The 21,697-nt window shown below is 64.5% G+C and carries 20 protein-coding genes, 2 pseudogenes and 1 riboswitch; of the genes and pseudogenes, 9 read left to right on the top strand and 13 right to left on the bottom strand.

The features are described from left to right. Nucleotides 1–81 precede the first annotated feature (81 nt). The 13 genes and pseudogenes from ACTOWJ_RS15175 to ACTOWJ_RS15115 form a co-directional block, all read right to left on the bottom strand. The gene (locus ACTOWJ_RS15175; protein ID WP_441335475.1) at nt 82–1,326 is read right to left on the bottom strand and encodes a hypothetical protein; all 1,245 of its coding nucleotides are present in this window, start codon (nt 1,324–1,326) and stop codon (nt 82–84) included. 181 nt (nt 1,327–1,507) lie between these two features. Then, a pseudogene (locus ACTOWJ_RS15170) lies at nt 1,508–1,879 on the bottom strand (YadA-like family protein); the annotation flags it as partial. Nucleotides 1,880–1,936: 57 nt separating this feature from the next. After that, nucleotides 1,937–2,254, bottom strand: a pseudogene (locus ACTOWJ_RS15165) (YadA-like family protein); the annotation flags it as partial. A gap of 720 nt (nt 2,255–2,974) precedes the next feature. Then, nucleotides 2,975–3,955 (bottom strand): hypothetical protein, encoded by a 981-nt coding sequence (locus ACTOWJ_RS15160; RefSeq protein WP_441335474.1) that lies wholly within the window; start codon nt 3,953–3,955, stop codon nt 2,975–2,977. Between the two features lie 192 nt (nt 3,956–4,147). Then, nucleotides 4,148–4,834, bottom strand: coding sequence for a response regulator (locus ACTOWJ_RS15155; protein ID WP_441335473.1), 687 nt, complete (start codon nt 4,832–4,834; stop codon nt 4,148–4,150). Between the two features lie 98 nt (nt 4,835–4,932). Further along, entirely contained in the window at nt 4,933–7,779 is a 2,847-nt protein-coding gene (locus tag ACTOWJ_RS15150) for a sensor histidine kinase (protein WP_441335472.1), read from the bottom strand. Between the two features lie 256 nt (nt 7,780–8,035). Continuing rightward, nucleotides 8,036–9,217: a hypothetical protein gene (locus tag ACTOWJ_RS15145; protein WP_441335471.1), complete on the bottom strand. Its 1,182-nt coding sequence runs from the start codon at nt 9,215–9,217 to the stop codon at nt 8,036–8,038. A gap of 295 nt (nt 9,218–9,512) precedes the next feature. Next, nucleotides 9,513–10,535: a thiamine-phosphate kinase gene (thiL, locus tag ACTOWJ_RS15140; protein WP_441335470.1), complete on the bottom strand. Its 1,023-nt coding sequence runs from the start codon at nt 10,533–10,535 to the stop codon at nt 9,513–9,515. A gap of 49 nt (nt 10,536–10,584) precedes the next feature. Further along, nucleotides 10,585–11,049 (bottom strand): transcription antitermination factor NusB, encoded by a 465-nt coding sequence (gene nusB, locus ACTOWJ_RS15135; RefSeq protein WP_441335469.1) that lies wholly within the window; start codon nt 11,047–11,049, stop codon nt 10,585–10,587. Continuing rightward, complete coding sequence (ribH, locus tag ACTOWJ_RS15130) at nt 11,046–11,513, bottom strand: 6,7-dimethyl-8-ribityllumazine synthase (RefSeq protein ID WP_441335468.1); 468 nt, start codon at nt 11,511–11,513, stop codon at nt 11,046–11,048. The genes nusB and ribH overlap by 4 nt, the downstream gene beginning before the upstream one ends. A 256-nt stretch (nt 11,514–11,769) precedes the next feature. After that, on the bottom strand, nt 11,770–12,924 hold the full coding sequence (ribB, locus tag ACTOWJ_RS15125) for a 3,4-dihydroxy-2-butanone-4-phosphate synthase (RefSeq protein ID WP_441335467.1): 1,155 nt from the start codon (nt 12,922–12,924) through the stop codon (nt 11,770–11,772). Further along, entirely contained in the window at nt 12,921–13,532 is a 612-nt protein-coding gene (locus tag ACTOWJ_RS15120) for a riboflavin synthase (protein WP_441335466.1), read from the bottom strand. Before ACTOWJ_RS15120 ends, ribB begins: the two co-directional genes overlap by 4 nt. 184 nt (nt 13,533–13,716) lie before the next feature. Next, a riboswitch (FMN riboswitch) is annotated at nt 13,717–13,888 on the bottom strand. 371 nt (nt 13,889–14,259) lie between these two features. Beyond that, a complete protein-coding gene (locus ACTOWJ_RS15115) occupies nt 14,260–14,604 on the bottom strand; it encodes a helix-turn-helix domain-containing protein (protein WP_441335465.1) in 345 nt (114 codons plus the stop codon). A 673-nt stretch (nt 14,605–15,277) separates the two neighbouring features. Here ACTOWJ_RS15115 and ACTOWJ_RS15110 point away from each other — a divergent pair. From ACTOWJ_RS15110 to ACTOWJ_RS15070, 9 genes are all read left to right on the top strand, one after another. Further along, a complete protein-coding gene (locus tag ACTOWJ_RS15110) occupies nt 15,278–15,913 on the top strand; it encodes a response regulator (RefSeq protein WP_441335464.1) in 636 nt (211 codons plus the stop codon). A 95-nt stretch (nt 15,914–16,008) separates the two neighbouring features. Beyond that, a complete protein-coding gene (locus ACTOWJ_RS15105) occupies nt 16,009–16,770 on the top strand; it encodes a hypothetical protein (protein WP_441335463.1) in 762 nt (253 codons plus the stop codon). A 56-nt stretch (nt 16,771–16,826) separates the two neighbouring features. Beyond that, on the top strand, nt 16,827–17,951 hold the full coding sequence (locus ACTOWJ_RS15100) for a type IV secretion system protein (protein ID WP_441335462.1): 1,125 nt from the start codon (nt 16,827–16,829) through the stop codon (nt 17,949–17,951). Continuing rightward, complete coding sequence (locus ACTOWJ_RS15095) at nt 17,948–18,439, top strand: DUF4189 domain-containing protein (protein ID WP_441335461.1); 492 nt, start codon at nt 17,948–17,950, stop codon at nt 18,437–18,439. The genes ACTOWJ_RS15100 and ACTOWJ_RS15095 overlap by 4 nt, the downstream gene beginning before the upstream one ends. A 21-nt stretch (nt 18,440–18,460) precedes the next feature. Beyond that, a complete protein-coding gene (locus ACTOWJ_RS15090; RefSeq protein WP_441335460.1) occupies nt 18,461–18,973 on the top strand; it encodes a hypothetical protein in 513 nt (170 codons plus the stop codon). Nucleotides 18,974–19,049: 76 nt separating this feature from the next. Next, entirely contained in the window at nt 19,050–19,661 is a 612-nt protein-coding gene (locus ACTOWJ_RS15085; RefSeq protein ID WP_441335459.1) for a hypothetical protein, read from the top strand. 106 nt (nt 19,662–19,767) lie between these two features. Beyond that, entirely contained in the window at nt 19,768–20,688 is a 921-nt protein-coding gene (locus tag ACTOWJ_RS15080; RefSeq protein ID WP_441335458.1) for an ankyrin repeat domain-containing protein, read from the top strand. A gap of 31 nt (nt 20,689–20,719) precedes the next feature. Next, nucleotides 20,720–21,454, top strand: coding sequence for a hypothetical protein (locus ACTOWJ_RS15075; RefSeq protein WP_441335457.1), 735 nt, complete (start codon nt 20,720–20,722; stop codon nt 21,452–21,454). Nucleotides 21,455–21,507: 53 nt separating this feature from the next. After that, nucleotides 21,508–21,697, top strand: a 190-nt coding sequence (locus ACTOWJ_RS15070; protein WP_441333487.1) for a transposase, incomplete at its 3' end; no start/stop codon positions are given.

Raw genomic sequence — 21,697 nt, 5'->3', positions numbered from 1 at the left:
CGTCGCGGCGCCGGTTGGCCAACGTACCGGCCGTGCGGGTGCGGCGGCGAATCGACTGCCGCACTCACGCCGCCGCGCGGCTCACAGCATCCGCAGCCCCGGCAACGCATTGAAGTACATCGACACCTCGCCCGGGCCGAATTCCGCCTGCCCCGGCCGTCCCGGCACGCCGTCCGGACCGGAACCGCCGGAGTCGCCGTAGCGTCCATCGCGACCGGGACGCGCGCCACCGCCGCCACTGCCCTGACTGCCGCCGCTGCCGCCGTCGCCACCGGGACCGGGCGGTCCGCCGGATACATCGAAATGCAGCAAATGCGCCAACTCGGGATAACGCCGGTCGTAGATCAGTTCGATGCGACCGCCATCGCCGCCGATGCCGCCGGGCGCGCCGAAACCGCCATCGCCGCCGTCCCCGCCTTCGCCGCCGTAACCGGGACGATCCTTGTCGCCGTCGCCGCGTCCGCCATCGCCGCCGCTGCCACCAATGCCGCCATCGCCGCCCGCGCCACCGATGCCGCCGACCGCGACCAAGGTCAGCGGACGATCCGCCGGCGCCAACACCAGATCTTCGAAATCGCCGAGCACGCGCACCGCGATCAACTTCGGATACGAACGCGTGCTCACGTAGGTCGCATACATGCGCAGTTGCGGTCCATTGAAACCCGGACCGCCAGGCGCGCCATCGCCGCCGCGGCCGCCGTAACCACCGTGTTGTCCATCGAAGCCGTTGCGTCCGTCGCTGCCGCTGTAACCGCTGGCCCCGCCGCTGCCGGGCTGACCCGGCCCGCCGGGCGCGCCGACGCTGAGGATGCATCGGTAATCGGCGGGGTAATGCCGCGATTGCGCCAGCTGCGCGTTGGGATGCAGCAGTTGCGTGCTGATCGCGAAACCACTGTCGAGCGTCGCCAGCACGTCGGGATTGGGCGTGAACCAACCCAATTCGTCGAACCGGCCCTGCGCGCTGGAGAAGGTGAAGTTGCGGAAATCCAGCATGCCGTTGCGGCGGGTGCCGTTGGCGCCGCGCCAGGTTTCGTAACCGGCGGGCGCGGGCTGACGCGGCAATTGCGCGGTGACCGTCACATGCATCTGCACCGGCTGGCGCGGGCAGATCGTGGTCACGTCCGGACCGATGTCGGTTTCCATCGCGCTGACCTGGGCGTCCTGCAGATGGATCGTGTTGATGCCGGCGATCGAGCGCACCGCGCCGCAACCGCTCAACGCAACGCCGATCGCTACTGCGAGCGCGATGTTGAAGACGGAAGCGAAACCCTGGGCGCGTGCCGGTTCGGGGCTGAAGCGATCGCTGCCCGGAGAAACGTGGCACATGGCGAAGGGCCGGCTGAGAAGGAGAGCCACCCTCGCATTCAGGCAATGAAGCCGGTCTGAACTTTTCGACCTGCGCGACCCAACTGATGGCACAGGCTTTCACCATCGTCCGTCGAGGTGGCGCGCACCACGAACCAAACCGCGCGGGCCAACGATCCGGCGGCGCCGGGAAGCTCGCGATCTAAAGATCCAGACCGAATCCCACGCCGCCGGACCGCTCGCTGCCGCTGAAGGCCGCGCCGAGCGAGAACGAAGCGCGCTCGCCGATACGCCGTCCGTAGCCCAGCGACACCGCCTGTTCGCCGCTTTGGAACCCCGCGCCGATCGCGATGCGTCCGCGCCGGCTCTGCCCGCCGGCGGTGTTGATCGCCATGTTGAGCATGGCTGCGCTCATCGCGCCCTGCCGGTCGATGCGCCGGTCCTGATCGCGGAAACGATCGTCGATGCGGCCGCGGAAGGCCTCGAAGTCGTCGGCCAGATGCGCCAACGCGCCGACGCGTTGATCGGTGTAGCTGCGCGCCGAAGACAAAGTCGCCGCGTCCGCGGTCGCGACATCGCCGCGGATCGCCGCTTCGCGGTCGTCGGTGTACGCATTCGTGGCGGGGCCGCCGGTCGCCACCGCGGTATCGGTGTAAGCGTTCGCGGTGGCCAGCGTGGAGCGCAATTGCTCGACGTTGACCGCATCGGTGGCCTGCGTGCCTGCGGCGACATTGACGATCTGACGCTCGGCACCGGCCGCGCCGACCGACAAGGTGTCGGCGCGATCGGCGACGGCGCCGTGGCCGATCGCCGTGCTGTAATCGGCTAAGGCCTGACTGCCGTGTCCGAAGGCGCTGCTCTGCAAGCCGCGCGCGCTGTTGTTGAAACCGAACGCGCTGGCCTGCTCGCCGTCGGCATAATTGTTCGCACCGACCGCGCTGCCGTACATCGAACTGGCGTAGTTGGCCGCGCCGACTGCGCTGCCGAAATCGCCGTCGGCCACGTTCGCCGTACCCAGCGCCGTACCCGAGTTGGCGCCGACCGAATTGCTCACTCCCACCGCAGTGCCTCGGATTCCGTCGGCGCGGTTGTCGAAACCCACGGCGACGGCATAGGCAGCGGCGGACCGATTGCGCGCGCCGAATGCGCTGCCGTAATCGTTGAGCACCTGATTGCCGTCGCCGGCGGCGACGCTGTAATTTCCGTAGGCGCTGTTGCCGCTGCCGAACGCGCTGGCGCTGATGCCGCCCACCCGATTGGCGGAACCGAATGCGCTGCCTTGGCGGCCGGTCGTGGTGTTGGAAAGACCCACCGCCACGCCTTGCGCGGCGTAAACACGGTTGGTCCTGCCCAAGGCCACGCTCTGTTCGGCGCTGGCGTTGTTGTCGATGCCGTAAGCGCTGCTGGTGGCGTGGCAGGTGGTGTTGTCCGCGCCGTGCTCATTGCCGGCATTGGTTCCGGGTGGTGGGTTGATCGCCAGGCCCAGGTCGTCGCGACAGACATCGTCGGCGTGCGCGGGACACGCCGCCACGCCCGCCAAGGTCAGCAGCAAGAACACGGTGTGGCGAGCGCCACCGAACGACAAACCGCGCAACACACGCATGTTTGGCTCCTTTGGAACCGTTGCGGCGAAGCGATCCGTCTTCGCCGTTGGACAATCCGGTGCGGATCAGTCGCGGGTGCCCTGCCAGTTGCAGCGCTCGGGTCCACCGCTGCCGCTGCGCCAGCAGCCGAGGAAGCGGTCGCGGCCTTGCAGGGTGAAGGTCACCTCGCCCGACTGAGCGCCTTCGGTCCATCGGCCTTTGAGTTCGTCGCCGCGCACCGTGCCGGCGACGCGTCCGCTTTGCTGCGGATACACGCCGGTGGCGCTGTCGCCGTTCACGCTGATCGTCATCGGCCCGTAAGTAGTGGTCCAACGGCCAGCGAAACTGGCCGCGGTGGCCGCGGTGGCCGCGGCGGCCAGACGGGTCGTGCCGATCGCGGTGCTTGCCGCCACCGGCTTCGCCAAGCCGGCCAGGCGTCTGGAAGACAAATCCGCCGGCGCCGCAGCGGTCGCGATCGCCTTCGGCGCGGGCGGCGGCGCAGGTGCGGCCGTCAGTTCCGGCGCGGGGCCGCAGATCGGCAACAAATGATCGACGTACAAGCCCGACGATCCGGCGATGCCGCTGAACAGTTGGCCGTCGGCGCAGCGGTTTTCGACCACCACGCCCCGGCCGGATTCGGTGATCGGAATCGGAATCAGCGGCGGCTTGGAAATTTCCGAGTCCGAGCCGAACGAACGCGCGACCCGATTGCCCGATGAGCCGTCGACCGGCACGCAAGTGAACTCGATCGAATGCAGCACGCGCGGATCGCGTGCATAGGCGATGCGATAATCGGCGCCGACCGCCATGCCGTCGGGACAGCGTCGGCTTGCGGCATCGCCGCCGCCCGACTCTCCCACGCGCGGTTGCGCCACCGCCGGCCCCAGCCGCTGCGCGTTCGCGTCCCAACCCGCGCACAGCGGCGCGATGTGGTCGACCCAGGCGCCGACCCGGCCGGTGAAACCGACCACGACCTGCTGGTCCGGGCATTCGATTCGATAAGGCACCGCGCCGTACGCGGCGGGCGCGCAATGCGCCATCGCCAGCCCGGTTGCGATCAGGCTCAACCATCGGCCTGCCCGTTCGATACCACGCGACCCCGATCGATCGGCGGTCGGCGGGACTGTGCTGCGACCCCACTGCATTGCGCGTTCCATGTCCGGCACCCGTCTGCTGAAGACAGGCGCAGGCTAGGCAGACCGGATCGGGCTGCCTATCGCATCACGATGCGACAAGATCGCGCATAACGCGGAACCCGGTCAGACCAGGCCATGGCGCAGCGCGTAAGCGGCGGCCTCGGCGACGCTGTGCACTTGCAACGCCGAGTAAATCCGCCGCACGTGCGTGCGCACGGTATCGAGCGAGATGTCGAGCGCGCGCGCGGCCTGCGGATACGATTTTCCCTTGACCAGTTCGCGCAACACATCCAGTTGACGCGGCGTCAGGCCCAGATCGGCGGGCAGGCGATGATTCAAGGCATGCGCGTTGCCGACCCGGACGAAGTTCATCACCGTCGCCGCCAGTTGCGGCGACAGCGCCGCCCCGTGGCCGGCGACTTGTTCCAACTGTTCGCCGATCTGCGAACCCAACGCGCTCTTGAGCAGATAGCCGTCGGCGCCGGCGCAGATGGCCGCCAGCACACGATAGGGTTCTTCGAACACAGTGAGCACGACCACGCGCAGTTCCGGAAACATCGCCTTGAGCTTGCGCGTGGCCTCGATACCGTCCAATTGCGGCAAACCGATGTCCATCAACACCAGATCCCATGGCCGCTCCTCGCCGCGGCGCCGGGCCTGCGCGGCGCGCGCCAACAGCGGCTCGGCGGCCGGATAGGCGGCGACCAGCGCGAACCGCGGCAGATGGCGCGCCAAGGTTTCCAGACTGGCGCGGTAGCGCGGATCGTCTTCGACCACGGCCACGCGGATCGCTGCGGGCATAGCGTTCATGCACCGCACCGTGCCGGTCGCCGCCGCGGCGGGATATCGCATGGGCATGCGATCCGATCCCGCCGTTTGCGCCCAGCCTTCGCGCGAGTCGTATTCATTCAAGTACCGAACGGTTCGAAGTACAAGGCGATGAGGGTCCCGGCGCCTGGCGCGCTGTCCAGCTCCAACCGCGCGCCGATTAAACGCGCGCGCTGGCGCATCGTGTCCAGACCGCTGCGGCGCGCGGGATGTTCGGGATCGAAGCCGACACCGTCGTCGTCGATGCGCAGACACCAGCCGGCCGCCTGCGCGCTCAGTTCGACCACGACCTGCCCCGCGCCGGCATGCCGGGCGGCGTTGTGCAAGGCCTCCAGCGCGATCATCAGCACATGCCGGCGCACCTGCGGCTGCACCGTGCCGGGCGGGAACGCCTGCGGCCAGCGCATGCGCAACTCCGGCGAAGGCCCCGGCAACAGGCGGCCGGCGTGCTGGGCCAATTGCGCGGCCAGATCGCCCAGGCCGGCGCGGCTTTCGCGCATGGTCCACACCAGCGAGCGCAGGCCGCCACCCAGCAGTTCGGCGACCGAAGCGATCTCGCCGGCGATCTGGCGCCGCTCGCGCTCATCGGAACCTTCGCGCGCGGCCACGTTGGCCAGCACGCTGATCGAGCCCAGACCCGAGCCCATCTCGTCGTGCAGGTCCATGGCGATGTCGTTGCGCTGCCGTTCCAGCCGCAGCAACTGCTGCACGCGCAGGCGATACAGCACGATCGCGACGCCCAACAACAGGCTCAGCCAGATCAGCCGCGCCCACCAGGTCGCCCACCACGGCGGCGCGACGTCGAACGCGAACGCCTGCGCCGACGACCAGCGCTCGCCGTCGAGACTGGCCTGCATCTGCACGCGATAGCGGCCGGCGGACAGGTCGATCAATTGCAGGATCGGCTCGCTGCCCGCCTTCGACCAGGCGTCGCGATCGGAGGTGCGCGAGCGGAAACGCAGCAGGCCGCGATCGCGATAGGTCAGCGCGGCGTATTCCAGATCCAGCCGGCGCTGCTGCGCGCTCAGATGCAAGGGGCGGTCCGGATCGTGCTCGCGTCCGTCCACCGTCGCCCGCACCAGCCGCACGTTCGGCGGCGGCAGATGCAATTGGCGTTCGCTGGCCGGTACCGCGATCGCGCCGCGGTTGCCGACCACCCACAGATCGCCGTTGTCGCGTTCGAACACGGCAGTCGCCGCGTTGCCCGGCAGACCCTGCATCGCCCCGGGCTGCTCGAGCACGCGCCAACCCGCCGCGCAGTCGTCGCAGGGCGCGATCCGCAACGCACTGCCTCCGCCGGCGACCCAGTACCCGCCCTTCGGCGAGGCGCGCACCATGCCCATGTAGTTCACCGGCAGCGAGTCGTTGCCCGGCAACCGCCTCACCGTTTCGCCGCGCAGTTCCTGCAGTCCGGTGACGCTGGCGTACCAGTAGCGTTGCGCACCGACGCGTTGCAGCGGACCCGAACCCGACGGCCGCGGCACGGCGATGCAATGCCGCGGCCGCAGCGGCGTCGGCGCATCGGTGCGATACCAGCAAGCGTGGCGGCCGCCGACGCGCAGCAACTCGTCGCGCTCGGTCACCGCGATCAGGGTGGACTCCTGCGGATTCGAAGTCGCCGGCAACACCAGTTCGACCGCGCGAGTGTCGCCGTTCTCGATCCGATAGACGCCGCCGGTGGTGTTCAACCACAAGCGCCGGTGCCGGTCGATGGCGCAGCCGGTGCTCATGAATTCCCGCAGCGGCCGCGCCGGCACCGAAGCGCGATGCAGGCCGGTGTCGTCGAGACGATGGATCAGACCGCTGCGGGTCAGCCACAGCCCGCCTTCGCCGTCCTCGCACGGCACCCCGCTGATCGCCGGGCCGGGAACCGGATCGAGCATGCGCAACGTGCTCGCATCGAAACGCACGGCGCCGGCCCAGGTCGAGATCCACATCTGCTCGCGGTAAGGTTCGGCGCGGAACAGGTGGTTGGACGGCAGACCTTCCAGTTCGGTCCACTGCCACGTGTGCGGGCCGGGGAAATGCAGCAAGCCGACGAAAGTACCCAGCCATAGACTGGCTTCGCGATCGATCAACAACGGCCCGCCGCTGGGCACGCCCTGACGCAGGTCCTGCAAGCGTTGGCTGCCGTCGTCGGAGACGGTGACCAGCACATGATCCAACGACAGCCACACGGTGCCGTCGCGTTCGACCATATCCAGCGCGCGTCCGTACGGGCGCCGGAAACTGCGCAGGCCGCGCGCGTCCTTGCGCCAGATCAGGGGCGCGATGGTTTCGGTGCGATGGGCGACGAACCAATACGGCCCATCGCCGCCGCCGGCCACCGCGAACAATCCCGGTTGCCGCAGCAGTCGCTCGGCGCTGGCGTCGGGGTTCAACCGCCACGCGCCGCGATCGGTCACCAAGGCGACGCCGTCGCGCAGCGGCGATAAGCGCCACGGTGTTTCCCCGTCGAACGTCGCCGCGGCGATCTGCAGCCAGCCGCCGCCGCGGTCCCGCCGCCATACGCGCTCGCCCAACACCACCCACAGCCGGCCCTGCGCATCGAACAACGCCGCGGTGAGATCGCGCACGGCCCGGCCTTGCGGGCCGATCCAGGGTTCGAGGGTGCCGCCGCGGCGGGCGTAGGCGACGCCGGCATTGCTGGCGGCGATCAGTTCTTCGCCGCCGATCGCGACGATCACGGTCGGTTCGTGCAGGCGCTCGCGGCCCCAGGCCTTGAAGCTGCGTCCGTCGAAACGGACCAGACCGCCGAAGGTGCCGAGCCAGAGAAAACCGTCGCGGTCCTGCGCCAAGGCGGCTATTTCGCCGGAATTGAGCCCCTGGCTCTGGTCGTAGAACACCGAGTGATTGCGCTGCCCAGCCGCGCGCCCGGCGTACAGTGCCGTCAGCAACAACAGCCAGACTGCAACACCTCGTTCCATCGCACTCTGCCGGGCGGAGAGGTCGGCCGAGCTTACTCGCAGCGCCGGGCGCGCGACTGTGCCGCGCGATCCAGACATTCGGGCCGGCGTGGCGGCCGCGGGCGAGACCGAGGGCCTGTGCGGTGTCGGTGCCGACGCCGTGTGTTTCAGATCCCGGCGGCGGACCGGAAAGCGCTGGGGTCAAGCCCGTACTACCCCAGCCGCTGTGTCGCGTCGGCCGTAGCGCCACCAACCGTTGCGGGGTGCTGCGCGCGGATCAGCGCTTCTTGTTCGGCAGCATCTTGACCCCGGGTATCGAACGGAAATATCGAGACACGTCGCCCGCGGTGGCTTGCGCGCGTCCGGCCCGACCGCCTGTGCCGTAGCTGCCGTAGTTGCCTTGATTTCCGGAGTTTCCGCTGTTGCCCGAGCCGCCGCCGCCCGAGCCTCCCATACCGCCGTTGCCCGAGGCGCCGCCGGTGCCGCCCGAACCGGGCAGACCGCCGTCGACGTCGAACAGCAGCAGTTGCGCGAGTTCGGGATAGCGAGCGTCGTACATCAGCTCGATCTGACCGCCATCGCCGCCGATGCCGCCCGGACCGCCGGAACCGCCCGGACCGCCGTCGCCCCCGCTGCCGCCCGCCGCACCGCTGTTTTCGTCGTCTTTGCCGTTTCCGCCGCCGCTGCCCGAACCGCCGCTCCCGCCGCTTCCGCCGCGCCCTCCGCTGCCGCCTTGCCCGCCGCGCGCGATCAGCGCCAGCGGACGATCGGCGGGCGCGAGCACGAAGTCGTGGATGTCGCCCGACACGCGCACCGCCAACAGCTTGGGATACAGCCGCGTGCTGACATAGGTCGCATAGACCTGCACATGCGGCCCCTGATAACCGTCGCCGCCGGGGCCGCCGTCTTCGCCCCAACCACCCTCGCCGCCTTTCTGGCCCTCGCTGCCGCTGCTGCCGGAAGAACCGTCGGAGCCCTCGGTGCCGCCGCGGCCCGGCGCTCCCGGCCGGCCGGCACTGACGATGCAGCTGTATTCGGGTTCGTAACGCCGGGTCTGCGCCAGTTGCGCGGTCGGATGCAGCAACTGGGTGTCGATCACGAAGCCGCTGTCGAGCGTGGCCAGCAGGTCGGTGTTGGGATAGAACCAGCCCCATTCGTCGAACCGGCCTTGTTCGCTGGCAAACGCGAAATTGCTGAAATCCAGCATGCCGTTGCGACGCACGCCCGGAGTGCCGCGCCAAGTGTCGTAGGTCGAAGGCGCCGCCTCCCCCGGCCGCTGCGCGGAAACCGCCACATGCATCTGCATCGGCCGGCGCGGGCAAATCAAGGTCGCGCCGAAATCGATTTCGCTCTCCATCGCGAAGATCTGCGCGTCCTGCAGTTGGACGGTGTTGACGCCCACGTAGGTGCGCACCACGCCGCAACCGCTCAAGGCGAGCGTTGAGGCGATCGCCAGCACGCCTATCGACGACGAGGCTATCGACAGCGGGGCTATCGACAGCGGGGACCGACCGAGTCGGCGCGACACAACGGATGACGACGATGCACGACGCGTGAAGTCCATATCGGCGGTGTGTGATGTCGAGGTAGCCGTCAGGCTCGCATCCACGCAGTGAAAGCGGTCTGAACTTTTCCGGGCACCGGCATGGCCGATGGCATCGCTCGAACGAACAGGACGGCTCAGGCGCCGTCGAATCCGATGGCCGTGAGCGTCGTGGAGGAACCAACGTCCTGGCCGGTCGGGCCGGAAGCGATCAGCCGAAGTGCCGATAACCCGTGCGAACCGGCGTCCACGCCGAGCCATCGGCCGAGCGCACGCGCACCGCGAACTCGGCGCCCGCTTGCGGCGCTTCGATCCGTCCGATCACCGCGGCCGGCGTTTGCGTCTGGCTCAAGGCCTGGGCGATCGCCGACCGCTGCCGCGCCGGCGCGGTGAAGCACAATTCGTAGTCGTCGCCGCCGCTGAGTTGCAAGATCCGGCGCGAATCGCCCGCGCACGCGGCGGCCAAGGCGGTCGAGGCCGGCAACGCATCGACCTCGATGCACGCGGCGACGCCGGAAGCCGCGCAGACGTGTCCGAGATCGGCAAGCAGGCCGTCGGAAATATCGATGCCGGCGCGCACCAGTCCGCGCAAGGCGCGTCCGGCCGCGACCCGCGGAGTCGGACGGTGCAAGCGTTCGAACAAGCGCGCAGCTTCGGTCCGGGCATCGCCGGCGTTGCGGCCCACTTCGTTTTCGCAGTACGGCGCCACGCCCGCCAGCGCCAACGCCGCGGCGGCATCGCCGAGCGTGCCGGTGATCCAGATCTCGTCGTCGACTTGCGCCGCGTCGCGGCGCAGGGCCCAGCCGGGTTCGATGAAGCCCATCGCGGTCACGCACACCGACAAGGGCCCGCGCGTGGTGTCGCCGCCGACCAGGGCCACGCGATGCTGCGCGGCCAGTTCGAGGAAACCGTCGAGGAACCCATCGACGAAGGCCTGCAATCCATCGCCGCTCTGAGCGGGCAACGACAGCGACAAGGTGCACCACGCCGGCTCGGCGCCCATCGCGGCCAGATCGGACAGGTTCGCCGCGAGCGATTTCCAGCCGATGTTGGCCGCGGCCGCATCGCGCGCGAAATGCACGTCGGCGTTGAGCGTATCGGTAGCGACGACCAGTTGCCGGCCCGCCGCCGGCTGCAACAGCGCGGCGTCGTCGCCGATGCCCAGCACCACGTCCTCGCGCGTCGCCGCGCGGGCGCGGATGCGGGCGATCAGGTCGAATTCGGCGGCGCTCATCGCGACAGTCCGTGGCGCCGACGCCCGTTGCGGGCGCGGCGCGGGCGGATCACTTCTTCTTGGACGCGGAGAATTCGACCGCGCGCCATTGCGCGGCGGCATGGTCGAGCACGCCGTTGACGTAGGTGTGGCCGTGCTCGGCGCCGAAACGCTTGACCGTCTCGATGGCCTCGTTGATGACCACGCGGTACGGCACGTCGGGACGGTGACGCAGTTCGTAGGCGGCGATGCGCAGCGCCGCGCGTTCGATCGCGTCGACCTGCTCGATCTCGCGATCCAGGAACGGCGTCAGCGCCTGATCCAGATCGTCCTGATGCTGGTCCACGCCGCGCACCAGGTCTTCGAAATAGGTCAGGTCGGCGACTTCATGCGCTTGTTCGTGGGCGAACTGGGCGATCACGTCGTTGACCTTGGTGCCCGACATCTGCCATGCGTACACCGCCTGTAGCGCGCGGCGGCGGGCGCGCGAACGCGCGACCGGGTCGATCCCATCCTGGCGGCGGCGATTGTTCATGACAGTTGCTCCAGCAGGTGACTCATTTCCAATGCGGCCAGCGCCGCTTCCTCGCCCTTGTTGCCGTGGCTGCCGCCGGCGCGGTTTTCCGCGTCTTCGTGGCGTTCCACCGCGAGCACGCCGTTGGCGATCGGCAGACCGTGGTCGAGGCTGACCTGCATCAGGCCGTCGGAGCAGCCGTCGGCGACTTGTTCGTAGTGGCGGGTGTCGCCGCGCACCACGCAACCCAGCGCGACCACCGCGACGTGCCGGCCGGCCAGGGCCAGGCGGCGGGCGATCACCGGCAGTTCCCAGGCGCCGGGGACGCGGATCACGTCGATGGCGTCTTCGGTGACGCCGTGCTCGGCGAAGGTCTTGCGCGCGCCGGCCACCAGGGTGTCGGTGATGCGCGGGTTCCAGCGGCTGGCGATGATGGCGTAGCGCGCGCCCTGGGGGCTGCGCAGGTCGCCTTCGTAGTGGGGCATGTCGGGGTCCGCTGTACTGAGGGGGCTGGGCGAAAGGGGGTTAGTTTAGCGGCTGGGGGCGGCGGGTGCCGGTCTTGGGGCGAGTTGCGCTGGCCATGATGAGGCGCTGTCGGCACCCAAGCCCCTCCCACAAAAGACTTCGCCGCCATGCGAGCTTTTGTGGGAGGGGCTTCAGCCCCGACAGCCAGCCGCTGCGTCGGCACCCATCCAGGCCAGCGCGCCACCAAGAGGGCGGCGCGCATGGATCCGCCGCGACTCAGCCCAGCGTCGCGATATCCACGTACTCGACCACTTCCAGACCGAATCCGGCCAGGCCGATCTGCTTGCGCGGCGTACCCAGCACGCGCAGCTTGCCCAGGCCCAGATCGGCCAGTATCTGCCCGCCGGCGCCGTTGCGCCGCCATTCGGCCAGCGCATGGCCGCGAGTCGGCACCGCCGCGGACACCGGGGCTTCGTGCGTGTCGGCCTGCGCTTCGTGCGCGGCGGGCTGCTCGCGCACCCTCGCCAGCAGCGCCTCGGCATCGGCGTGATCGGCCAGCAGCACCAGCGCGCCGCGGCCTTCGCGCGCGATCGCGGCGAGCACATCGCCGACCGCCGGGCCGAAGTCCGCGCGGCGCCAATGCAGCGCATCGGCCAGCGGGTTGAGCACGTGCACACGCACCAGGGTCGGGGTCTGCGCATCGGCCTGGCCGCGCACCATCGCGAAATGCAGCGAGTGGGTCAGGCGGTCGCGATAGCTCAGCAGTTGGAACGGGCCGTGCTCGGTTTCGATCTCGCGCGCGTCCACACGCTCGATGGTGTGTTCGGTGGCCAGGCGATAGCGGATCAGTTCTTCGATCGAACCGATCTTGAGCCCGTGCTCGGCGGCGAAGGCCTCCAACTGCGGACGCCGCGCCATGCTGCCGTCGGCATTCAGTATTTCGACCAGTACGCCGGCCGGCTCAAGGCCGGCCAGCAGGGCCAGATCGCTCGCCGCTTCGGTGTGGCCGGCGCGGCTGAGCACGCCACCGGGCTGCGACATCAGCGGGAAGATGTGGCCGGGCTGGGCCAGATCGGCCGGCTTGGCGTCGGGCCTCACCGCGGTGCGCACGGTGTGGGCGCGGTCGTAGGCCGAGATGCCGGTGGTGACGCCTTCGGCGGCCTCGATGCTGACGGTGAAGTTGGTGTGGTGCGGTGAGGTGTTGTCGCGCACCATCGGGCCCAGGCCGAGTTGCAGGCAGCGCTCGCGCATCAGCGACAGGCACACCAGGCCGCGCGCGTGGGTGACCATGAAGTTGATATCGGCCGGACGCACCAGTTCGGCGGCCATGATCAGATCGCCTTCGTTCTCGCGATCCTCGTCGTCGACGATCACCACCATGCGGCCGGCGCGGATTTCCTCCAGCAATTCGGGAACGCTCGCGAAACTCATGCCGCACCTCCGATCTGGCGATCGCCGAGCAGGCGCTCGACGTAGCGGGCGACCAAGTCGATTTCGAGATTGACCGAAGAGCCGACGCCGGTGGCGCTGAACGCCGTGTTCTCCACGGTATGCGGAATCAACGCGATCTCGAACCCTTCGCCATCGGTTTCGTTGACCGTCAGGCTGACGCCGTCGACGCAGATCGAGCCCTTCTTGGCGATGTAGCGCAACAACGGTTGCGGAGCGCCGAAGCGCCAACGCTGCGCGCGCGCGTCCTGATGTACCGACAGCACCGCGCCGACGCCGTCGACGTGGCCGCTGACCATGTGCCCGCCGAGGCGGTCGCTCGGGCGCATCGCCCGTTCCAGATTGACCCGCGCGCCGGGCTTGAGCGCGCCGAGCGTGGTCAACGACAGGGTTTCGGTGGAGGCGTCGGCGCAGAACCAGTCCGCGCCGAATTCGATCACGGTCAGACAGACCCCGTTGACCGCGATGCTTTCGCCCAACTTGGGCTCGGAGAAATCCAGACTGCCGGTGGCGATGCGCAAGCGCACATCGCCCCCGATGTCCTGCTTGTCGGCCAGCGTGCCGACGCCTTCGATGATGCCGGTGAACATCAGCGCACCTCTCGACGGAGGACGCTCGGGCGCGAGGCCGCGGCGGTGTTGCGATCGAACTGGGTCATGAAACGTTTCCCGCATGAAGTGAGCGAAAAACGCCTCAAGGCTATGAAGACAACGCACGACGCGCGGCCGGGCCGCGGGAGTCGTCTCGCCCGTCGTGTCGAACGGGCTCGCGCGTAGCCGTCTTCTTTCATCCGGACTGTGACCGTCGGCTCCGGCATCGGACCGGATCTGCTGACCCTCGGGCTCGCGCGACCGCAGACTGCGGCCGGGATCCCAAGGCGCTCGCGGGCTCGCGCGTTGCCGCGCCTACCGCCGGTGGGGAGTTTCGCCCCGCCCTGAAGACGTTACCTGTGGTGTACCGGCGAACCGGCGCACGCAGTTTACCACCCACGGCGCGACCGACCGTTTCCGGACCGGGCGGCTGGGGCGATGCTGTGTTCTGTCGGGACTCGGGACTCGGGACTCGGGACTCGGGACTCGGGACTCGGGACTCGGGACTCGGGACTCGGAAACAGCGTACTTACCTACCGTCATTCCCGCTGACCGAGACTGGGTAAATAAGCTATTGTTTTAGAACATTTTTTCCAAGGTCCAGCCGCACTTATACCAACTCCAGTACCAACAATTTCGCTGGCTGAAGCGGGCGTAATCTCGGACCTCGCGATCCTGCGACTATGACTGTCGCCGCCCTAGTACGGCTTGAGGCCCTTTTGCCTCTCTAGCGGCCACCGGCAAGTCGCGGGCGGTGTTCGATGGCCCGCACATCAACAATTTCAGCGAACTCTGCAACGTCAGGGAACAGCTCGCCAATCTGACATCCCAGTGCGACGGCGATCTTGGCCAAGATCACGGGGCTAGCACCGTGATGGCCGTTTTCCAACTGCCCCAAGTGAGCCCGATCCATTGGGATGCCGTGAGCCAAACGATGCTGGCTGATCCCGCGCGCGATACGCGCCTCCTTGATCCTCAGCCCGATCAGCTCCTCGACCGTAGGCGACGCTTGTGCCTTGGCCTTCGGTTTCGCCTTCTTACGAGGCGCAGTGCTCGCTGCGGACTTCTTCATCCTTACAAGGCTAGGGGGAAGGCGGTCGAATGCCTGCTGGCAATGTCCCGGCTGGAAACTTCCAGCAAAAGGTGCGAGCCTGGAGACGGCCGCCTCAAGCGGTCAGTAGCCAGCTAAGCCCCTGCCGCCCTGTCGTCGCGCACCGCGATTGAACCAGCAGCGACTAGAGAAACGTGGCTCCAGAACCACCGGAGGCGATAACGAGCAATCAACGACGGCAGCAACTGCGCGACGCGCGGGACATCCACTCCACATGGCGTGCGCTGTGCAATTAGGCGTCAGGTACGCGCAAACCAATTTCGGCGCTCAAGTGTGGAGCTTCGACCTAATTGTTACGCCAGTAATGAACCTGCCCGGTCGGCAGATGCCGCGTCCGCTTGTCAGAAAAATCCGAATAAACCTGAATCAGATTTGAGCTAATGCTCAATAAGTGCAGCGCGTCCAGCAGCGTTGTTCGCCATAGCGACTGATATTTAGCCTATTCGCTCGGAACTAGGCAGCAGTAAGTGTGCCACGCCTCACACTCGCGCCAGCATAGGCCGAATTTTCGGCCTCCATGAAAACCCGATAGGCCGAATTTTCGGCTGATGACAAAGTGCCGGAGGTAACGCCACACTATCAACACACGGTGCGGGCTTGGAGGCCAACAACGAATCAGCTCAAGGAAAAGAGGATGAAATACATCGTTGCAGACGACCAGCCACACACCGTGATGGTATTGAAGTCGCTGCTCGTGAACCAACTGAAGGTAGATCCTGAGCAAATTCAGGCGGCTTACGATAGCGAAGAACTGCTTGAATCAATCAGCGAACTGCAACTCGCTCCAGCTGTCGTGATTTTAGACGTAGCGTTGCCGGAGGCGCACGATCGACTGAGCATGCTACGAGCCGCCCTGTTACGAGACAACAAGCTTAAAATCGTCATGTACTCAACAAACGACAGCCCCTTCCTTGTTGAAGATGCGATGACGGCAGGTGCGCTTGGTTATGTATGCAAGAAGAGCTCACTGCTTCTGCTTTCAGAAGCGGTGCGCGTAGCGAGACAGGGCATCGTACTCATCGATCCCGCGATCAAGATGGAGATACTCCCCAGCCATCCCTGGAGCAAGGTAACCCAGCAACAACGCCGAATATTGATTGCGCTATGTCAAGGAACCCCACCCGGCGAGATCGCAACGGAAGTTGGGGTCCGTTACGACAGCATTTCAAGACACAAACGCAAAGCTATAAAAAAACTCCGGATCAAAAATGACATCGAGTTACTTGCCTATCTTCATCAAAATGGTCTCACTTATCTCCTAGACAGCTGATGGTCCGAAAACTTTGACTTGGGCCTCCGCCGCATAAGATAGCTAGAAACAGCTACAACCTATTTGCAGCACATTCAATACGACAAGGAGTCTGTATGGAACACCGCAGCAGAGTGAACCGATCCATCAGGGGGGCCGCGATACTGATGGTTGCGTTGAGTGGCCTTTGGCTCAGTCAAGCCAGCGCACAGGTGATCGTCAACGATCCGGTCAACTACGGAGCCCAGCTCCAGCAGATCGCGAAGGACGCGGCTGAGTTCGGCAAGAATGCCAAGCGGTGGACGGATACGGCGAACCACTACCAGCAGCAGCTCATCCGGCTCCAGCGCTTGAACTTCGGTCAGGCGCAAATGACTGACACCTTTCCGCCGCGGCAGGCCGACTACGGCATGGAAGACTTGTGCCCTGGAGAAGGCGGGATCAAGGAGCAATTGGTTGGCGCGTTCAAGATGGCCATGCCGAAGCTGGACGCCAACGTCATCAATGAGCAACTGACGGTGTGCCAGCGAATGGTGTATGCCGAGAACATGAAATACAACGAATCGGTCCAGATGTTACGGACACTGATGCTCCGCAACGTCGAGTTCAAGCAGATCGAAGCGCAACGGGACACCGCCGGCTCACGGCAGGGCGATCTCGCCGCGAACGACAATGAAGCACAGCGATTCATGCTTCGTACGTCGATGGAGTTGGATTACTGGCAAGCCCGAATGAAGGCATACGACGACTATGTCGAAGGTCTCAAGTGGGATCAGAGTCGACTCGCCAAGCGGGCCTTGAGCGGCAACAAGGGTAAAGGGCAGCTTGTCGGCAAGATCATCCAGGCCGGCGTACTCAAGGCGGCGCTCTCGAAATGAGCTCTCGCATCCCTGGCTGCAACCTCCCTTTTACCCTCTTAGTTCGGATCTGACTTATGGACATCCTTTCCCTGGACGGAATCTTCTCGTTCGTGACGCCGAAGGCTCAAGGTGGCGTCTTGGACTTCGCCTTCTTCAAGCTCATCAACGACTACTTCAGCGAAGAAATCACCACCTTCGGCTTCAAGCTCATGCAGCGGATGATGACGTGGGTAGGTGGACTCGCGCTCACCCTAGCTACGCTTTACTTCCTGGTGGCCGGCTATCGCGTCGCAACCGGCCATTCCCGCGAGCCGATGATGGGGCTCGTGACCAACAGCCTGAAAGTGGTGTTGATCTTATTCGTTGCCACCGGGATGACCTTCGGCAACGTGAACATCTACAACTTACTCACCACTGGCCTCGACACCGAAATTCACGAAACCATCAGTGGCGAAACCGGCAAGACTTCTGTCGCAGCCATTGATCAGAACTTGGCCTACATGCAGATCGCCATGAGCGCCATCGATGCCGTCCAAGTGGTCGACGGTGACGACGAAACAAGAGAGCAGAAAGGCCGCGCCTTGCTCATGGCCGGGTTCGGCACCGCAAGCGTTCCCATGACGGTTGGCGCGCTCACGCTCATGTATCGCTTCGGCATTGCCTTCTTTGTCGGATTGGCACCGTTGTTTATCTTGTGCTTGATGTTCGAACAGACAAAAGAGCTGTTCAAGAAGTGGCTGATGTCGGGAATAGCGACTTACTTCGCAATGGCGGCGTTGAGCGTGATGTCCGCCATCGCCTTGAAGTTCATGTCGAAGGTCGCCGTCGCCTTTTGGGTGTCCAAAGCACTGAATGGCATCCTGGGCTTGGAGCCTGAAGGAATGACCTCGCTGGCCATTCAGCAAGGCGGTATTGGGCTCATTGTCACGGTTCTTCTGATCTCGGTGCCGCCGATGGTGGGTACGTTCTTCAACGGGGCGCTGGGCAGCTTCTCCACCTACACAGCTTTCAATCCCACACCCGCAACGAGTCCTGGGCCTCAAGGGCAGCCCCCTGGGTCATATGCCCCGCCGGCTACCCATACCAAGGGCACTTCGGAAAACCAGCGACTACCTGGCTCATCCTATGATTCAGGTGCCCGATACAGCACAGGTGCTTCATTGGACGCTCCCGACCCGAATGAGATCAAGAAGAAATGAATGCCAAGTTCATCTCAGGAATCATCCTGGCGCTGCTAATAACGACTGGCTCAGCACATGCGGAGGGTGGCTGTCCGCAGGGCTTCTATCCGCAGAACTCGCCAAGCGTGAAATCCTGCATCCCGTTCCCCTCCACGGGAGGTGGCACTGTCCAGACAGGACCTAAATGGTCGTCACGTTGGGGAGCTATCGCACAGGACAAAACAAGTGGTGTTGTTGGCGCCGTGGCAAATAGAAACAACAAAAGACAAGCAAAAAAAGACGCTCTTGCTGAATGCAAGGCGCGAGGTGGCTCCGATTGCAGGTCCGAGCTTGAGTACATCAACCAATGCGTCGCGATTATCCAGGGGTTGACGGGTTCAAATTTCTCCCATGCAGAAACAGTAGAGCAGGCTATAGATCTTGGGACGAGTGCTTGCAAGAAGCGTGGCGACACCGACTGTCACATCTACTACAAGGCATGCAGCCTGCCGGTCCAAGTTCGATAACCCCAAGTATCGAGTACATCGATGAAAAATCGACGCCACAGTTTAAGCGAATCAGAGAAATTGCTTCGGCCGGCGTCGCTCGCCGTGCTGTCTGTTCTTGTTCTGCACATGATGTCCATGTCGGGACGATGCTTTGAGTGGGCAATCGAAATGGACATGCCGGTGATATCCGCAGCTTTTTCCATCGGCGTTGGAATCATGCTGATAGTTGTGGCTGCGGCATGCATCTGGCTTCTTCGACTCAGCGGCGTGGCCGGCGAGCAATCACCTTCTGCGGGTGCGGGCAGGAGATACGATCGGCGGAATATGCAACTCGCGATCTTCGCTGCGTTTGTATGCTTGCTCGCGGCAAGCGTGACTTTTCTATCCGTTCCTTATGGGAGCTTTGGTCCAACCGGCAATGGAGCCATCGTCATTACGCAGTTTGTGCTCGTTTGGATCGGCATTTTCTCGGCAATCAAGTCCTTACAGTTCGGAGCCGCGTCCATAGCCACCGCTGCGGCCTTGAACAACCTTAGCTCCCGTTCCTTTTAGTGTCGGCGCGTCATCTCATCGATGCGCCTCATCATCGCGTGTTTGGAGCTTTATCAATCCACAGCTGGAGAAACAAATGCTGATCGCTCGAAAGTACGTTCACCTGATCCTGGCCGCCATTGTGGTGGCTACGACTTCCCAGTCTCTGCCGGCCAAGTCACCGGCGGCGACCGGTAATGCGACCCAGGCCCAATCGGCGTCCACCTTGATCTTCAATGGCACGCGCTATGCCCATCGCTGGTCCAAAGGCACGCAGAACGAGTTCACTCCGGTCGGACAGGAGGATCTTTCCAAGTGGCAGGACATGATCACCCTGGTGCCGCGTCAAGATGCTCAGGACAGCGCGACGCTGGCCGCGCTCGCCGAGGCCTCGCTGGCTCAGTACAAGGGCGCCGGCAATATCCTCAAAACCGAATCAACGCCCCGCACGGAAAACAAGCCAACCGAGTATCTGCTCGTGGCGATCCTGCCAGGGAAAGGTTTTCTCGAAACGGTATTCGTTCGGATCAAACTGATCGAAGGCACGGGCGTGATGGCAATTTACGCGCACCGGAACTACGGCGAGACGGCAAAGGAAGACTTTGGTGCTTGGATCAAAGCCAACGGAACGGCTGTCGAACAAGCCCTGATGAGCTGGAACGGCATTCCCGCCGCGGCCAGCCTGAACGCACTGCCGCAGAGCCCATGACCGACCACAGCGGCCTCGGCTAAGAGATTCGCTGGGGATCAACAGTCCGATCCGAACGCGCTTCTTGTCCGATAATTCATGACCGTCTCCTTACAAGGAAATCGCCTTGCACATCGTCCGCTCTGAATTCACCCGTGGACTAGTAACGCGATGGGCGGTCCTGGTCCTGTTGGCCTTCCTCGCTGGGTGTCTTGCCCCGTCGTCGCCCGCGTCAGGAGAACAGCCGTCGGCAGCGCAAAAGGTAAGCCTTGAAGCGCAGTTCCCTGGTCAACCGAAAGCTCAAGCCTTGGCGTTCGCCGCCCAGCGGGGCGATGCGGTCGAGATCAGGCGGTTAATAAAAGATGAGGGAGTCAATCCCGATAAGATTTTCGGTCGCGAAGGAATGCCGTTAGTCGCATGGCCGGTGTTCCACGAAAACCCGACAGGTTTAAAGGCCCTTCTGGAAAACGGAGCCGATCCGAATGCAGCGACTCCGATAACAGATAACCCGAATAAGGCGCGCTTTAAAGGCCGAAACAAGAACAACGCCCTGGTGTGGGCATCCAAAGAAAAGAACCCCATTTACCTCAAGCTGCTGCTGGAGCACGGAGGGAATCCGAACACCCGCAACTCCAATGGCGAGACGCTGCTGTTCCAGGCGGCCATTTGGGGCAATCAGTGGCAGAACGTCCAGACTTTGGTCGAGCACGGCGCGAACGTGAATGAGCCGGATGCAGGCATGTTGGGGCCGATTCTTGAACATTATGCCGGTCTTGGGGGCTTTCAATCGGTGTATTGGCTGCTAGAGCATGGAGCCGATCCCTCTGTGATGTACAAGCCGGGCCCCGGCATCAGTCCGGCCCAGTCCTACACCATCAACTCGATCTTCTGGCACCCAGGCAACCCTAAAGACCCTTCTTGGCAGCGCAAATGTCAGCAGTGGCTGCTTAAGCATGGCTACCAGCGCCCACCTTTAGGCAAGAACTACAGTGATATGCGCAAAGCCTTCGGTTTCCCCAGTGAAGAAGCAGATATCCCTTTGCTGTAATTCGACATTACTTAAGACAAGGAGTCACTAGATGTTCCCCACTGAAGTCGAACTCAAGGAGCGTCAGGTTTTTCTGCAAACGCTTCGTGCTAGTGGCGATCCTGCCGCTGTAGCTCGCGCGAACGAGATGGACGGATTGTTCCACGATGACAACATGGCGGTCCTTGCGAAAGATGTCTATTTTTCGGCTATGGATGAAGGCGCAGAAGAAGATCAACAGAAAGCCCCACCGGGCTGGACACGCGCCAGCGAGAACCTTGAGTTGCTTCGAAAGCGAATGCCTAAGCTGGCTGATGTCAGCGATGAGCGGCTGCTTGACCTTCTTAAACCCGAGGACTCTGGTTTCCGTGCCGAGATTTACCTGCCCGACGCTAGCGCCCTAGGCCCCGACCAAAAGCCGGTGGTGGTGGTAAAGGGCTCGGCCGGTAAAGTAATGGCCGATGGCTCGTTGCGCGATACGACCAACGAGGACTTCCTGGCCAATAACTTCCCCCAATCTGTCGGCATGCAAACCGATTACTACGATCGAGGCATGCGACTCGGAACCCTGCTTAAGCAGCGTGGCATTGAAGTCGAGTTCGCTGGCCATTCCCTCGGCGGCGGTGTTACCTCAGCCATGTCGGCGGTCACCGGGTATCCCGCCACCACGTTCAACGCTGCCGGTCTGCATCCAGAAACGGCCCAGCGCTTCGCCCGCGAGAATCCAGGCGTTCAAGTATATGACGCTCAGAAGACGGTGGCCTCGTATCAAGTTGACCTGACCTGAAAAAACTGATCCAGATCGATTGTTCATAAACTATGACTAAGGAGATTTGGACCATGCCCAAGAAGCGCTTTAGTTCCGAAGAGATCATCCACAAGCTGCGAGAGGCCGAAGTGCTGTCGGCGCAAGGCCGCACGATCGCGGAGATCAGTCGTCAGTTGGGTGTGACCGAGCAGACCTACTTCCGTTGGCGCAAGGAATACGGAGGTTTGAAGGTAGACCAGGCCAAGCGTCTGAAGGATATGG

Source organism: Lysobacter sp. CA199 (genome assembly GCF_052078715.1).
Classification (GTDB): Bacteria; Pseudomonadota; Gammaproteobacteria; order Xanthomonadales; family Xanthomonadaceae; genus Lysobacter.
This window is presented reverse-complemented; position numbering and strand designations above follow the sequence as displayed.

Excerpts from the sequence above, each read along its gene's own strand:
- ACTOWJ_RS15175 (WP_441335475.1), bottom strand. The coding sequence starts at position 1,326 with ATGTGCCACGTTTCTCCGGGCAGCGATCGCTTCAGCCCCGAACCGGCA.
- ACTOWJ_RS15155 (WP_441335473.1), bottom strand. The coding sequence starts at position 4,834 with ATGAACGCTATGCCCGCAGCGATCCGCGTGGCCGTGGTCGAAGACGAT.
- ACTOWJ_RS15150 (WP_441335472.1), bottom strand. The coding sequence starts at position 7,779 with ATGGAACGAGGTGTTGCAGTCTGGCTGTTGTTGCTGACGGCACTGTAC.
- thiL (WP_441335470.1), bottom strand. The coding sequence starts at position 10,535 with ATGAGCGCCGCCGAATTCGACCTGATCGCCCGCATCCGCGCCCGCGCG.
- nusB (WP_441335469.1), bottom strand. The coding sequence starts at position 11,049 with ATGAACAATCGCCGCCGCCAGGATGGGATCGACCCGGTCGCGCGTTCG.
- ribH (WP_441335468.1), bottom strand. The coding sequence starts at position 11,513 with ATGCCCCACTACGAAGGCGACCTGCGCAGCCCCCAGGGCGCGCGCTAC.
- ribB (WP_441335467.1), bottom strand. The coding sequence starts at position 12,924 with ATGAGTTTCGCGAGCGTTCCCGAATTGCTGGAGGAAATCCGCGCCGGC.
- ACTOWJ_RS15120 (WP_441335466.1), bottom strand. The coding sequence starts at position 13,532 with ATGTTCACCGGCATCATCGAAGGCGTCGGCACGCTGGCCGACAAGCAG.
- ACTOWJ_RS15115 (WP_441335465.1), bottom strand. The coding sequence starts at position 14,604 with ATGAAGAAGTCCGCAGCGAGCACTGCGCCTCGTAAGAAGGCGAAACCG.
- ACTOWJ_RS15110 (WP_441335464.1), top strand. The coding sequence starts at position 15,278 with ATGAAATACATCGTTGCAGACGACCAGCCACACACCGTGATGGTATTG.
- ACTOWJ_RS15105 (WP_441335463.1), top strand. The coding sequence starts at position 16,009 with ATGGAACACCGCAGCAGAGTGAACCGATCCATCAGGGGGGCCGCGATA.
- ACTOWJ_RS15100 (WP_441335462.1), top strand. The coding sequence starts at position 16,827 with ATGGACATCCTTTCCCTGGACGGAATCTTCTCGTTCGTGACGCCGAAG.
- ACTOWJ_RS15095 (WP_441335461.1), top strand. The coding sequence starts at position 17,948 with ATGAATGCCAAGTTCATCTCAGGAATCATCCTGGCGCTGCTAATAACG.
- ACTOWJ_RS15090 (WP_441335460.1), top strand. The coding sequence starts at position 18,461 with ATGAAAAATCGACGCCACAGTTTAAGCGAATCAGAGAAATTGCTTCGG.
- ACTOWJ_RS15085 (WP_441335459.1), top strand. The coding sequence starts at position 19,050 with ATGCTGATCGCTCGAAAGTACGTTCACCTGATCCTGGCCGCCATTGTG.
- ACTOWJ_RS15075 (WP_441335457.1), top strand. The coding sequence starts at position 20,720 with ATGTTCCCCACTGAAGTCGAACTCAAGGAGCGTCAGGTTTTTCTGCAA.